This window comes from Luteitalea sp. TBR-22 (assembly GCF_016865485.1).
GTDB lineage: Bacteria > Acidobacteriota > Vicinamibacteria > Vicinamibacterales > Vicinamibacteraceae > Luteitalea.
Genome location: NZ_AP024452.1, coordinates 4645613 through 4659320, shown reverse-complemented (window position 1 = coordinate 4659320; position 13708 = coordinate 4645613). Strand labels below are relative to the sequence as shown.

9 protein-coding genes are annotated in these 13708 nt (G+C 70.1%); 7 read left to right on the top strand and 2 right to left on the bottom strand.

All coding sequences use genetic code 11. From position 1 onward, the window contains the following. Positions 1-4: 4 nt before the first annotated feature. The gene (locus TBR22_RS19620; RefSeq protein WP_239489525.1) at positions 5-3223 is read right to left on the bottom strand and encodes a TonB-dependent receptor; all 3219 of its coding nucleotides are present in this window, start codon (positions 3221-3223) and stop codon (positions 5-7) included. Positions 3224-3529: 306 nt separating this feature from the next. On the opposite strand from TBR22_RS19620, the gene TBR22_RS19615 reads away from it, so the two are divergent. From TBR22_RS19615 to TBR22_RS19600, 4 genes are all read left to right on the top strand, one after another. Further along, positions 3530-4795, top strand: coding sequence for an exo-alpha-sialidase (locus TBR22_RS19615; protein WP_239489524.1), 1266 nt, complete (start codon positions 3530-3532; stop codon positions 4793-4795). A 99-nt stretch (positions 4796-4894) separates the two neighbouring features. Continuing rightward, positions 4895-6346, top strand: coding sequence for an L-fucose/L-arabinose isomerase family protein (locus TBR22_RS19610; RefSeq protein WP_239489523.1), 1452 nt, complete (start codon positions 4895-4897; stop codon positions 6344-6346). 91 nt (positions 6347-6437) lie between these two features. Then, positions 6438-8087: a ribulokinase gene (locus TBR22_RS19605; protein WP_239489522.1), complete on the top strand. Its 1650-nt coding sequence runs from the start codon at positions 6438-6440 to the stop codon at positions 8085-8087. A gap of 27 nt (positions 8088-8114) precedes the next feature. Next, positions 8115-9431, top strand: coding sequence for a hypothetical protein (locus TBR22_RS19600; RefSeq protein WP_239489521.1), 1317 nt, complete (start codon positions 8115-8117; stop codon positions 9429-9431). 157 nt (positions 9432-9588) lie between these two features. On the opposite strand, the gene TBR22_RS19595 is transcribed toward TBR22_RS19600, so the two are convergent. Beyond that, positions 9589-10368: an ABC transporter permease gene (locus tag TBR22_RS19595; RefSeq protein WP_239489520.1), complete on the bottom strand. Its 780-nt coding sequence runs from the start codon at positions 10366-10368 to the stop codon at positions 9589-9591. A gap of 17 nt (positions 10369-10385) precedes the next feature. On the opposite strand from TBR22_RS19595, the gene TBR22_RS19590 reads away from it, so the two are divergent. From TBR22_RS19590 to rfbD, 3 genes are read left to right on the top strand one after another with little or no spacing between them, the layout of a single operon-like run. Beyond that, positions 10386-11516, top strand: coding sequence for a DegT/DnrJ/EryC1/StrS aminotransferase family protein (locus TBR22_RS19590; RefSeq protein WP_239489519.1), 1131 nt, complete (start codon positions 10386-10388; stop codon positions 11514-11516). Between the two features lie 15 nt (positions 11517-11531). After that, complete coding sequence (locus TBR22_RS19585) at positions 11532-12809, top strand: dicarboxylate/amino acid:cation symporter (RefSeq protein ID WP_239489518.1); 1278 nt, start codon at positions 11532-11534, stop codon at positions 12807-12809. Next, the gene (rfbD, locus tag TBR22_RS19580) at positions 12806-13642 is read left to right on the top strand and encodes a dTDP-4-dehydrorhamnose reductase (RefSeq protein ID WP_239489517.1); all 837 of its coding nucleotides are present in this window, start codon (positions 12806-12808) and stop codon (positions 13640-13642) included. Before TBR22_RS19585 ends, rfbD begins: the two co-directional genes overlap by 4 nt. Positions 13643-13708 lie beyond the last annotated feature (66 nt).

Below are 13708 nucleotides of genomic sequence, written 5' to 3'. Positions count from 1 at the left end.
CGTCCTAGAACCAGGCCCGCAGCGCCAGCTGCAGGATGCGCGGATCCTGCGCCGACGTGATGCGGCCGAAGTTGCCCGACGACCGGTTGCCGTCGGGGATGTTGAAGTTGGCGCGGTTCAGGGCGTTGAAGGCCTCGAACCGGAACTGCGTCTTCACCCGGGCGGTGATGTTGAAGGTCTTCATCAGGCCGAGGTCGAGCGTCTGGTAGTCGGGGCCGCGCAGCGAGTTGCGGCCGGCGTTGCCGAACGTGCCGAGGGCGTTGACCGTGAAGGCCGACGTGTTGAACCACTGCGCGATGCGCTCGGAGGTCGGGCGATCGCTCGACAGGTCTGGATCGCCCACGACGTCGGCGAACTGGCCGCCGGTGCCCGAGCGGGCGTTGTCGACGCCGCTGGTCACGGTGAACGGCTGGCCGCTCATGATCGTGAAGATGCCCGTGACGTTCCAGTCGGCGAGCACGGCGTTCACCAGGCCGTTGTCGTACCGCCCGGGGATCTGCCAGAGCACCGACGTGACCCAGCGGTGCCGGCGGTCGGCGTTGGCCGGCCCCCAGTCGTAGGACAGGTCGAACGGGTTCACGGAGGTCGTGCCGTTCTGCTTGTTGGCCGACGTGTTGTCCATGCTCTTGCTGAGCGTGTAGTTGGACAGCACCGAGAGGCCGTTGCTGAGTCGCTTGTCGAGCGTGACCTGCAGCGAGTGATAGGTGGACCTGCCGAGCGGCTCGATGCTGGTGATGTTGCCGAAGTTCGGGAACAGCGGTCGGCGCTGGTTGGTGGTCGCCGTGGTCGCGCCCGGCGCATAGATGGCCGGGTTGCGCTCCACGCCGATCGTCAGCTGGTCGCCGCGCGAGCCCGCGTACGCCACGCGCAGCATCGTCGCCTTGAGGATCTCGCGCTCACCGGTGACGTGCCAGGAGTGCAGACTGCCCGGGCGCATGTTCTCGGCGTAACTGAAGGCGTTGAACGGCAGCACGACGGGCGCGTCGGGCGGGACGTTGAAGATGTCGACCGGGAAGGGGTTGGTGCTGCCGGCCCAGGTGTTGCGCAGGCTGTTGGTGGCGTTGCCGTCGACGCGCGCCACGGTGCCGAAGGGGCCCTGTGTCGCGGCGCTGTTGGTGGTGATCGTGTTCGGCTTGTCGTAGAACAGGCCGTAGCCGGCGCGCAGGCTCGTCTTGCCGTCGCCGGTCACGTCCCAGGCAAAGCCGGCGCGGGGCGCGAAGAGACCCCAGCTGGCGTCGTAACCGCCGTCGGGGAAGCCCGCATCGCCGGGGTACAGCATGCCGACGGGCGCGTTGGTGTAGACCTGCGACTCCTGCCCGGGCCGGTAGCCGGCCAGCCGGCCGTTGACGTCGGTGTACGGGACGTTGGGATCCCAGCGCAGGCCGAGGGTCAGCGTCAGGCGCGGGTTGAGGCGCCACGTGTCCTCGGCAAATGCCGCGACGTAGTGGAAGCGCGTGTTCTTGTACTCGCCCACGCCCTGCTCGAACGACTGGAACTTGCCGAGCAGGAAGTCGGCCAGCGCGTCGCCGGTGAACGGCGCCGCGTTGTTGAACGTGTAGCGGCCGTTGGCGCGGAAGTTGTTGATGATGTCGCCCTTGCCGTAGCTGTAGTCGATGCCCCCGGTGACCTCGTGGCGACCCTTGCTCCAGCGCAGCGTGTTCACGACCTGGTATTCGTCGCGGTTGAACTGGTTGGTGTCGCCCGTGTTGATGCCGAACCAGCCGCCGACGTTGAAGAACCACTGCGGGTTGGCGTCGTTGTACACGCCCGGGATGCCGATGTCGGCGTACGAGGGCGACTGCACCTGGAAGTTGTCGTTGTAGGTGCGGTTGTAGGTGACCACCAGGTTGTTGACGAGCGTGGGCGAGATCACCCACGTGTCGTTGACCGAGATGATCTGGTTGTCCCACGTGCGGCCGAACGAGCTGGTCAGCACGTTGCTCGGCTCGAGGTACTCGGGCACCGACGCCTTCGACAGCCAGTAGCGCCCGTACAGGCGGTGGTTGCTGCTGAACGCGTGATCCATCCGCAGCAGGTACTGGTGATCGTCGGAGTTGGCCGGCCGCGAGTAGCGCAGCGTGTTGACCGGATCGCCGGCCCGCGGGTTGGGCAGCGGCAGCGACTCGGCGAGGATCCTCGCCGACGTCGGGTCGATGCGGTCCGAGGGGATGACGTTGCCGGGGAACGGCAGCCCGGTCAGCGGGTCACGCAGCGTGCGCGAGTACCCGGTGAAGTCGCCGCGGCGCTGCGCCGCCGTCGGCACCAGCGCCGTCAGGTCGGCCGGCCGCTGCTCCTGCAGGGTGCCCTGGTACGAGAAGAAGAAGAACGACCGGTTCTTGAGGATGGGACCGCCGAAGGTGCCGCCGAACTGCTTGCGCTTCAGGCCGTCGTCGATGCCCGGCGTGAAGAAGTTGTTGGCGTTCATCGCCGAGTCGCGCAGGTAGCCGAAGCCGAGCCCGCGGAACTGGTTGGTGCCCGAGCGGGTCACCGCGTTGACGATCGCCCCCGCGTTGCGGCCGTACTGGGCGCTGAAGGAGTTGGTCTGCACCGAGAACTCCTGCAGCGCGTCGGGGTTGGGCATCGGGTTGGAGGCGTTGCTGTAGTGGTCGTTGTTCGACCCGCCGTCCATGATGTAGTTGGTCGAGTTGGCGCGGGCGCCGTTGGACGTGATGCCGCTCGCCCCGGGGTAGGTGGCGCCCGACGTCACGTCGGCGCGCGGATCCGGGATCACGCCAGCGACCAGGCTCATGAGCTGCGTCGGGTTGCGGCCGTTCAGCGGCAACTCCTCGATGCGCTTCTGGTCGACCACCGTCTTGAGCGTGCTCGACACGGTGTCGACCGTGCTGCTGATGCCGCTCACCGTCACCGACTCCGACAGGCTGCCGACCTTCAGCGAGACGTCGAGGCGCACCTCCTCGTTGACGCGGATGACCACGTCGGGCACCTGCACGGTCTGGAAGCCGGCCAGTTCCACCTGCACCGCGTAGCCGCCCACCGGCAGGCCCCGGAGCAGGTACTGTCCCGCCTCGTCACTGACGGCGGTCAGCGACGTGCCGGTGGCCGTGGCCGTCGCCTTCACCGTCGCCCCGGGCACCACCGCGCCATCGCTGTCACGGATCACGCCCGTGAGTCCACCCGTCGTGGTTTGCGCGTGCAACCCGCCGACGCCGGCCAGGGCAGCCAGCACACCGGCCAGCACCACTCGCGTCCAAGTCCTGATCATGGGGAGATTCCTCGTTCGAGAGCGCCCCACACGCCCACCGGACGACGGGAGGGAACGTGCGGCGGAGGGCGGGCCCACCCACCCCTTGTTGCGTGTCGAGGCGCGGCAACATCAGACTCCCGGCCGCCGGACGTGTCAACCAAAATTTGGGACACGCGTTTCATTTTTGAAACGGACGCCCGCTGATTGAAAATGCCTCGCCGGATCGGCTAGCGTGGCGCGGAACCGAGACCGGGCCGGGAATCGGGAGTCGGGAGTGGGGAGTCGCCGATCGGAAGTCGGGGATCCCGGATCGAGGACGGGTCGATGCAACGTGGCGTGACGCGGGGAAGGCTGCTGGCGGTCGCCGCTGGCGTGGTGCTGGCGCTGGTGACCGTTGGGGCGCAGGCGCCCTCACCGGGCAGGCTGCGCTCCGAGCTCATCTTTCCACTCGAACACTGGCACAACCATTCCTCGAGCATCGTGCAGCACCCCGACGGGCACCTGCTGGTGACCTGGTTCCACGGCTCGGGGGAGCGCACCGCCGACGACGTCGAACTGCAGTTCGCCTGGCAGCGCGCCGGCACGACCACGTGGACGGCGCCGGCCCGCCTGGCCGACACGCCGGGGTATCCGGACACCAATCCGACGCTCTTCGTCGACCGGTCCGAGAAGCTGTGGCTGCTCTGGCCGACCATCCTGGCCAACGAGTGGCACACCGCGCTGATGAAGGTGAAGACGGCGACGCGCTGGCCCGTCGGCAAGGTGCCGGCGTGGGACTCCAGCGAGGTGATGCACCTCACGCCCGGTGATCGGTTCGCGGAGGTGGTGCGTCGCGACATGGATCGCCTGGCGGCGGCCATGCCGGCCGACCAGGCGCCGCCGCAGTTGCGCGCCTACGTGGACAAGATCAAGGCCGACGCCGGCGACAAGCTCACGCGCCGCCTCGGCTGGATGACCCGCGTGCATCCCTTGCAGCTCGCCGACGGCCGCATCATCGTGCCGCTCTATTCCGACGGCTTCGACTGTGCGCTGATGGCCCTGACCGACGATGGCGGGGCGACGTGGAAGGTGAGCGACCCCCTGGTGGGTGGCGCCAACATCCAGCCCGCGCTGGCCCGCCGCACCGACGGCACCATCGTCGCCTACATGCGCGACAACGGGCCACCGCCCAAGCGCATCCACGTCAGCGAGTCGCGCGACCGCGGCGAGACCTGGTCGCAGGTGCGCGACATGGACCTGCCCAACCCGGGCACGAGCGTCGACGTGACCGTGCTGGCCAACGGCCATTGGGTGCTCGTGTACAACGACCTCGAACGCGGGCGGCACAGCCTGGCCGTGTCGCTGTCCACCGACGAAGGCCACACGTGGAGCGCGACCCGCCACCTGGAGCGCGACCCGAACGACCTGCCGGAGTCCGATCGCGGCCAGTACCACTACCCCTCGATCCTGCAGGCACGTGACGGGGCCATCCACGTGACCTACAGTTACTTCGCGCCGAAGGCCGAGACCCGCACCGACGACCGGGGCCGGGCCGTCCGCAAGGCCATCAAGCACGCGGTGTTCGACGAGGCCTGGGTTACGGCGCGCTGAACAGGCAGTAGCCGTCGACCTTCAGGTCGACGGTCCGATCAGCGCGTCGAGCTGAAGCTCGACGCCTACGAGTGGAAGAACGACCGCGCCAGAGAACCCATGCTCGACCACCTGAACCCCCGTCCCCTCCGCATCGGCCTCCTCGACTTCGGCGATGGCCGCGACTTCCTCAGCCAGCCGCTCGCGCCGGTGCAGCGGCAGTTCCGCGACGCGCTCGCCGCGCGCCTGCGCGCCGACGGCCACGAGGTGGTGCTCGGCGACGACGTGATCTGGCGCAACGACATCGCGGTGCGCAACGGCAAGGCGATGGCGGCGGCCGACGTCGACGCGGTCGTCTTCAACTTCTCCGTGTGGGCCTGGCCGCAGTACGCGAGGGTGGCGGGGCAGTTCTGCCCGCAGCCGATCGCGATGTTCTCCAACGTCAACCCGCAGTATCCCGGGCTGGTCGGCATGCTCGCCAACGCGGGCTCCCTCGACCAGGCTGGCATCCGCTTCACCAAGACGTTCGGCGACCTCGCCGACCCGCAGGTGTACGGCGCGCTCGTGACGCGGCTCAAGGCCGTGGCGGCCGCCCGTCGGCTCAAGGGCCTGACCTATGCCCTGATCGGCGGGCGTTCGCTCGGCATCGACACCACCGTGATCGACCCGGCGCAGTGGATGGCGCAGTTCGGCATCGACGTCGACCACGTCGACCAGATGGAACTGGTGCGTCGCGCCGAGAAGGAGATCGCGACGGGCACGCGCGTGACGACGGCGCTGGCGTACCTGAAGCAGCACGTCGGGAAGATCCACTGGACCGCGGCCGATGCGACCTTCCGCCTCACCGAGGACCTGCTGAAGAAGCAGCTCGGCATGTACTACGGCGCCATCGACCTCATCGAGGAGTTCGGCTACGACTTCTGCGGCATCAAGGGCCAGCGCGAACTCACCGAGCACTACGCCACCGCCGACGTCGCCGAGGCGTTCCTCAACGACCCGTATCATCCCGACGGCACGCCCAAGCCGTCCATCGTGTGCTCGACGGAGGCCGACTCCGACGCCGCGCTCACGATGCAGATCTTCAAGCACCTCGCCGGGACGCCGGTGCTGTTTGCCGACGTGCGTCACTACCACGCCGATCTCGGGCTGTGGGACCTGTGCAACAGCGGCGAGCACGCGACGTACTTCGCGGGCCGCAGCCTCGATCCGGCCGTCAACCTCGCCCAGACCGAGTTCCGGCCGCAGGGCTTCTACTTCCCGGCAGGCGGCGCCGCGGTGTACCACGTGGCCGCGCCCGGACCGGTGACCCTCGCGCGCCTGACGCGCCGCGCCGGTCGCTACCGGATGGTGGCCTTCCGCGCCGAGTTCGTCGACCTCGGTAAGCGCAAGCACGAGGTCGCCGCCATCAGCCAGGACAACTGGCCGCACGCCTTCGCGAGGTTCGCCTGCACGCCCGACGAGTTCATCCAGGCCTTCAACTGCAACCACATCCACGGCGTGTACGGCGATTGCCTCGCCGAACTGCAGGGCGTGTGCGACGTGCTCGGCGTCGAGTACGAGGTGCTGGGCTGACCAGGCGACCGCCGACCTGAACTCGCCGTGCGCCGCAGGCGCATGTCGGCGAGTCTGCAAGATCGACGGCTACGACGGAGACGGAGTGGACATGACGGCGGTCATCGGCATCGACTTCGGCACCGAATCGGCGCGCGCCCTCGTGGTCGACACGCGCGACGGTCGCGTGCTCGGCAGCGGCGTCGGGGTGTACCGGCACGCGGTCATCGACGAGCAACTGCCCTCCACGGGCGCCGCACTCGGCGCGGAGTGGGCGCTGCAGCATCCCGGCGACTGGGTGACCTCGCTCGAGACGTGCGTCCGGGAGGCGCTGGCCAGCGCTCGACTCGCCCCGGCCGATGTCGTCGGCATCGGCATCGACTTCACCGCCTGCACCGTCCTGCCGGTCCGTGCCGACGGCACGCCGCTGATGCAGGACCCCGGGTTCGCGGCCGAGCCGCACGCCTGGCCCAAGCTGTGGAAGCACCACGCGTCGCAGCCCCAGGCGACACGCGTCACCGACGTGGCCGCCGCGCGCGGCGAGCGCTGGCTGCCACGGTACGGCGGCAGGATCTCGTCCGAGTGGATGCTGCCCAAGGCCCTGCAGGTGCTCGAGGAAGCGCCGGCCGTGTTCGAGGCGGCGGACCTCATCGTCGAGGGTGGCGACTGGGTCGTGTGGCAGTTGACCGGCACCTTCGCCCGCAACGCGTGCGCCGCGGGTTACAAGGGCCTCTGGCACAAGCGCGACGGATACCCGTCGGACGCCTACCTGCGCGCCCTGCACCCGGGGCTCGAGGGCTTCTACGCCTCGAAGGGCGGCGGGCAGGGCGTCGTCGCCCCCGGCGTATGCGTCGGCACGCTCACTCCGGGCTGGGCCGAGCGCCTCGGGTTGTCGCCGTCGACGGCGGTGGGCGCGGCGCTCATCGACGCGCACGCCGGCGTGCTCGGCAGCGGGGCGACCACGCCGGGCGCCCTGATGCTGATCCTCGGCACGTCCACCTGTCACCTCGTGCTGGCCGAACAGGAGCAACTGGTGCCGGGCGTGGCCGGTGTGGTGGAGGACGGCATCGTCGCCGGCCTCTTCGCCTACGAGGCCGGTCAGGCGGCGGTGGGTGACAGCTTCGCGTGGTTCGTGGACGCGATGGCGCCGGCCGACGTGCAGGAGGAGGCGGCGCGGCGCCAGGTGTCGGCCCACGAGGTGCTCACCGCGCGCGCGGCGAACCTGCGTCCAGGCGAGAGTGGCCTGGTGGCGCTCGATTGGTGGAACGGCAACCGCAGCACGCTCGTCGATGCGGAACTGAGCGGACTGCTGGTGGGGGCGACGCTGGCGACTCGCCCCGAGCACGTGTATCGGGCGCTCGTGGAGAGCACGGCGTTCGGCACACGGGTGATCACCGACGCCCTGCGTGCGGGCGGCGTGCCGGTGACGCGCATCGTCGCCGGCGGTGGCCTGACGCGCAACCGGATGCTGATGCAGATCTACGCCGATGTCCTCGGCCTCGAGATCGAGGTGGCGGGGGCGTCACAGGCTTCGGCGCTCGGGGCGGCGATGCTCGGGGCGGTGGCCGCGGGCGTCGAGGCTGGCGGCCACGCATCGGTGGAGGCCGCTGCGGCCGCGATGGCGCCGGCGCCGACGGAGCGGTACCACTGCGATCCCGAGGCGCACCTTCGCTACAGCGCGCTCTACGCCATCTATGGCGAGCTCTACGACCTGTTCGGCCGCCAGCGTGACCTGATGCACCGCCTGCGCGCCCTGCGGTAGGGTCGCTCTGCGCTACGCTATGGCCGCGTGCGCGTGACTCCTCGGGCCCGGACAGCCTTCCTGCTGTTGTACGGCGCGCTCCTGGCGTGGCAGGTCGACCGGTGGTGCTTCACTCCTCACGGTCTCGCCTCGACGTGGAGCGCTCGCGGTGATGGTCGACGCGTGTCGGCCGCGTCACCGCAGGGCGTGTCGCAGTCGTTCGCGATGGGCGCCGACGGCCTCGACGGCGTCTGGCTGCGGCCCCTCGTCTCGACGGGCGTCCCGCGTGGCGAGCTTCTCGTCGACCTCCTGGACACCACCGATGGCTCTCCGAGGCGTGTCGAGCGGGTGGTCGTGCCGGCCGCAGCGGCGGTGCGCGACACGTCGCTGCGCGTCGCGTTCAGGCCGATCCGCGCCTCGCGCGGGCGGAACTTCCGGATCGACCTCCGTCACGTGAATCTCGGCGATGGGCCGGGTCTCGATTTCGCCGCGTCGCGAGGCGATGTCCTGCCCGCCGGTCGGCTTGTCGCCGGCGGGGTCGAGCAGTGGGGCGATCTGGTCTTCGAGACCGTGAGTCGTCGTGCCACGCTGCCGTACTGGCTCCACGAGGTGCTCCGGCCGTGGCCGGTCTGGGCGCGCTCGTGGCCGTTCATCGTGGCCGTCCTGCTCGCCTTCAACCTCGTCCTCGCCTGGGCGTGCGCGATCGCGACCGGAGTGCTGGGTGAGGCAGGCGACGACCTCGAGGTCGTCGCGGGGCGACAGGCGCCTGCCCCCGGCGCGGTCGGCCGCCTGGCGCTGGGGCTCGCGTGCGCCATCGCCGCAGGGGGAGTGATCGCTGCGGCCTGGCCGACGGGCCGCTATCGGTCGCTCGATCTCATCGAGGCGTTGCCGGATGCGCACGTGACCAATGGATGGGGCACGCTGCACGGCAGCATTGCTCCCGGGCCGGTGCTGTTCTCGCCGCGCATCCATCGCGGCATCGTCGCGATGCCGCCTGCGACGATCACGTGGACCGTGGACGTGCCACGCGATGCGGTGCTGCGCCTCGGCGCCGCGATGCGCCAGGACATGTGGGAGAAGCAGAGCGACGGCATCCAGATGCGGGTGATCATCGAGCACGCTGGCGAGCGCACGGTCGGTGCCGACCTCACGTTGTTCCCGCTCGGCGTGGCCGAGCACCGCCGGCTGTTCCCGCTCGAGGTGCCGCTCCACCGGTGGGCCGGGCAACAGGTGCGGATCACGCTCGAATCGACGCCCGAACGCTTCGGCAACGCCGTCAACGACGTGCCCGTGTGGACCGAGCCGCGCATCGAGTGGCCACGGGATCCCGCCGCCGGCGTCGCGCGCGTCGTCGCCACCCCGTAGCTGCCGGCCTTGGCCGGCCGTCGCCGTCGGCTGTGCCCGACGCCGAGCGAAGCATCACTGACCGTCGCCCAAGGGCGACGGCTACCGACTACCGACTGCCGACTACCGACTGCCGACTACCGACTGCCGACTGCCGACTGCCGACTGCCGATCAGTCCTACACGTACTCGGCGAACCGCTTCTGGGCGCGGCCGAAGACCGTCCACCCGAGGGCCAGCGACGAGACCGCCAGCGCCGCCAGGAGCGTGAAGGTGGCCAGCGACGGCACGACGTGCTGGGTCACGATCTGCTGGTAGGCCGTCACGAAGTGCATCATCGGGTTCAACTGCAGCCAGCGCCGGAGCGTCGCCGGGGCCAGGCTTGCCGCGTACACGATGGGCGTGAGCCAGAACCACACCTGGAGCGCCACGTCGAGCAGGTGCCGCGCGTCGCGGACGAAGACGTAGGCGGTGGCCAGCAGCAGGCCCAGGCCGGCGGTGAAGGCCGTCTGCAGCAGCACCACCGGCAGCAGCGCCGCCCACGACAGCGACAGCCCGGCGCCCATCACCAGCGCGGTCGGCACGAGCACCGTGTACATCAGCGCGAACTGCACGAGCGCCGACGCCACGGCTGCCAGCGGCAGCACGGCCCGCGGGAAGGCCACCTTGCGCACCAGCGTGCCGTTGTCGGCAATCGATCCGGTGGCGGCGCTCAGGGCGCTGGTGAAGAACATCCAGGGCAGCAGGCCGCTGAGCAGGAAGAGCGGAAACCGCTCGATCGGCACGCGCACCACGTACCGGAAGGCGAGCGTGTACACGGCCACCATGACGAGCGGGTGCAGGAGCGACCACGCCACCCCGAGGATGGACCCCTTGTACTTGACGGTGAGATCGCGCTGCACGAGGCCGCGGAGCAGGCCGCGATAGGCCACCAGCGCGCGGAGATCGTTGGCCGGCACGGCGGGCCGAGTGTAGCATGCAGCCAGTGATGCAGGTGCCGCTGCTCGACCTCGCCGCCCAGTACGCCCCGATCCGCGACGCCGTCGTCGAGGCCGTCACGCGGGTCGTGGACACGCAGAAGTTCATCCTGGGCCCGGAGGTCGAGCGGTTCGAAGCGCAAGCGGCAGCTTACCTCGGCGCCCGCCACGCGATCGGCGTGAGCTCGGGCACCGACGCGCTGCTGGTCGCCATGATGGCCCTCGACCTCGGCCCCGGCGACGAGGTGATCGTCCCGACGTACTCGTTCTTCGCGACCGCGGGCTGCGTGTCGCGCACCGGCGCGACGCCGGTCCTGGTCGACATCGACCCGGTGACCTACAACCTCGACGTCGACGCCGTGCGGCGCGCGATCACGCCGCGCACCAGGGCGATCGTGCCCGTCCACCTCTACGGGCAGGCCGCCGAGATGACGCCCCTGCTGGCGCTGGCGCGCGAGCAGGGCCTGTCGGTGATCGAGGATGCGGCGCAGGCGATTGGCGCCACCTACGAGGGACGGGCCCTCGGCACGCTCGGCGACTTCGGCTGCTTCTCGTTCTACCCGAGCAAGAACCTCGGCGCGGCCGGCGACGCCGGCCTGGTCACCGTCAACGACGATGACCTGGCGGCGCGGGTGCGCCTGCTCCGCGTGCACGGCGCGCAGCGGACGTACCACCACGAGAAGGTCGGTGGCAACTTCCGCATGGCGGCCCTGCAGGCCGCGGTGCTCGGCGTCAAGCTGCCGCACCTCGAGGCCTGGACCGAGGCGCGGCGCCGCAACGCCGACCGGTATCGCGCCCTGTTCGCGTCGCTGGCTCCGGGCGCGCCGGTCAGCCTCCCGGTCGAGCAGCCCGGGCGCCGCCACATCTACAACCAGTTCGTCATCCGCGCCGAGCGGCGCGACGCCCTGCGCGACCACCTGCGGGCCAACGGGGTGGGCTGTGAGATCTACTACCCGGTGCCGTTCCACCTGCAGCCCTGCTTTGCGTATCTCGGCGTGCCCGCCGGAGCCCTGCCCGTGTCCGAGCAGGCTGCGGCCGAGACACTCGCCCTGCCCATCTACAGCGAATTGACCGAGGCCCAGCAGGCGTACGTGGTGGAGACCATCGCGACGTTCTACGCGCGGGCCTGAAGGGGATCACCGTCCATGGCCAGGATCGACGTCGAGGCGCCCGGCGCCCCCGAGGCTGCCGCTCCGCGCGGCGCGTGGTGGGCGGGCACCACGCCCCAGATCTTCGTCGGCCTCGCCCTCGGCATCCTGCTCGGGGCGCTGTGGCCGGAGACCGCGGTGGCCATCAAGCCGGTGGCCGACGCCTTCCTGCGCATGATCAAGATGATCATCGCGCCGCTGCTGTTCAGCACCCTGGTGGTCGGCATCGCCGGCACCGGCGACATGAAGGCCATGGGCCGCATCGGCCTCAAGGCGCTCGTCTACTTCGAGATCGCGACGACGATCGCGCTGTTCCTCGGCCTCGGCCTGGTGAACTGGTTCCAGCCGGGCGCCGGCGTGGCGCTGAGCGGCACCGGCACCGAGGCCGTCGCCGCGATGGCGCAGAAGCAGCAGACCCTCACCGAGATCTTTCTGCACCTGTTCCCGACGTCCATCTTCGACGCGATGGCCCGTGGCGACATCCTGCAGGTGGTCGTCTTCGCGTCGTTCTTCGGGGTGGCGCTCGCCGGCGTGGGCGAGAAGGGGCGCCCCGTCCTCGAGTTCCTCGAGTCGGTGGCGCAGGTGATGTTCCGGTTCACCCACTACGTGATGAAGTTCGCGCCGCTGGGCGTGATGGCGGCCATGGCCGCCACCGTCGGCGGCCGCGGCCTGGCCATCCTGCTCACGCTCGGCAAGCTCGTGGGCGTGATGTACCTGGGGCTCTTCATCTTCCTCTTCCTCGTGATCGGCGGCGTCGCGATGCTGATCCGCGTGCCGTTCTTCACGTTCCTCCGGGCCATCCGCGAGCCCTTCCTCATCGCCTTCACCACGGCAAGTTCCGAGGCCGCGCTGCCCAAGGCGCTCGAGGTGATGGCGCGCTTCGGCGTGCCGCGCAACATCGTCGGCTTCGTGCTGCCGACCGGCTACAGCTTCAACCTCGACGGGACGACGCTGTACCTGTCGATCGCGAGCGTGTTCGTGGCGCAGTTGGCCGGGCTGCAGATGTCGTGGGGGCAGCAACTGGTGATGATGCTGACGCTGATGCTCACCAGCAAGGGCGTGGCGGGCGTGCCGCGTGGCGCGCTCGTCGTGCTGACGGCGGCGCTCGGTACCTTCGGCCTGCCGCTCGAAGGCGCGGCCATCCTGCTCGGCATCGATCAGGTGCTCGACATGGGGCGGACGGCGGTCAACGTGACGGGCAACTGCCTGGCCACCGCCGTGGTGGCGCGCTGGGAAGGCGTGCTCGACGACCGGCAGATCGAGGCCTTCCGATGAAGCTGTTGATCCTGGGCGCGGCGGGGCAGCTCGGCTCGACCTTCGCCGCCGTTCGGAATCACGACGTGGTGGGCCTCACGCGCGTCGATCTCGACGTCACCGATCACCGTGCCGTCGTGGCCGCCGCCGCGCGCGAGACGCCCGACGTGATCGTCAACTGCACCGCCTACAACAACGTCGACGGTGCCGAGGACGACGCCATGACGGCCCTGGCGGTGAACGCGATGGCGGTGCGGTCGATGGCCGCGGCCGCGACGCGCGTCGGCGCCACGCTGGTGCACTACAGCACCGACTTCGTCTTCGACGGCGAGGCCACCCGGCCGTACACCGAGGACGACCGCACCCGGCCCGTGAGCACGTACGGCTGCTCGAAGCTGCTCGGGGAGTGGTTCGCGCAGGATGCGCCGCGCTGGTACGTCCTCCGCGTGGAGAGCCTGTTCGGCGGGCGGCAGGCACGCAGTTCCGTGGACAAGATCGCCGCGGCGCTGAAGGAGGGGCGACGCGCGCCGGTGTTCGTCGACCGCGTGGTCACGCCCAGCTACGTCGAGGACGTGCGTGACGCGACGCTCGCGCTGCTGGCGCGCGACACGCCATCGGGCGTCTTCCACTGCGTCAACAGCGGCCAGGGCACGTGGGCCGACGTGGGGCGCCACATCGCGGACCTGCTCGGGGCCGACCCGGGCCTGCTCGTGCCGACCTCGGTCAAGGACGTGACGCTGCGGGCCCAGCGGCCGGTGTACTGCGCCCTGTCGAACGACAGACTCGCTGCGGCCATCGGTCGGCCGTTGCCCGGGTGGCAGGACGCGATCCGCCGGTACGTCGCAACCCTGTGACGACGACACAGGTAGGGCGGCCAGCCCACCGAGGTAGGGCGGGGTGTCCTGCCACACAGGTAGGGC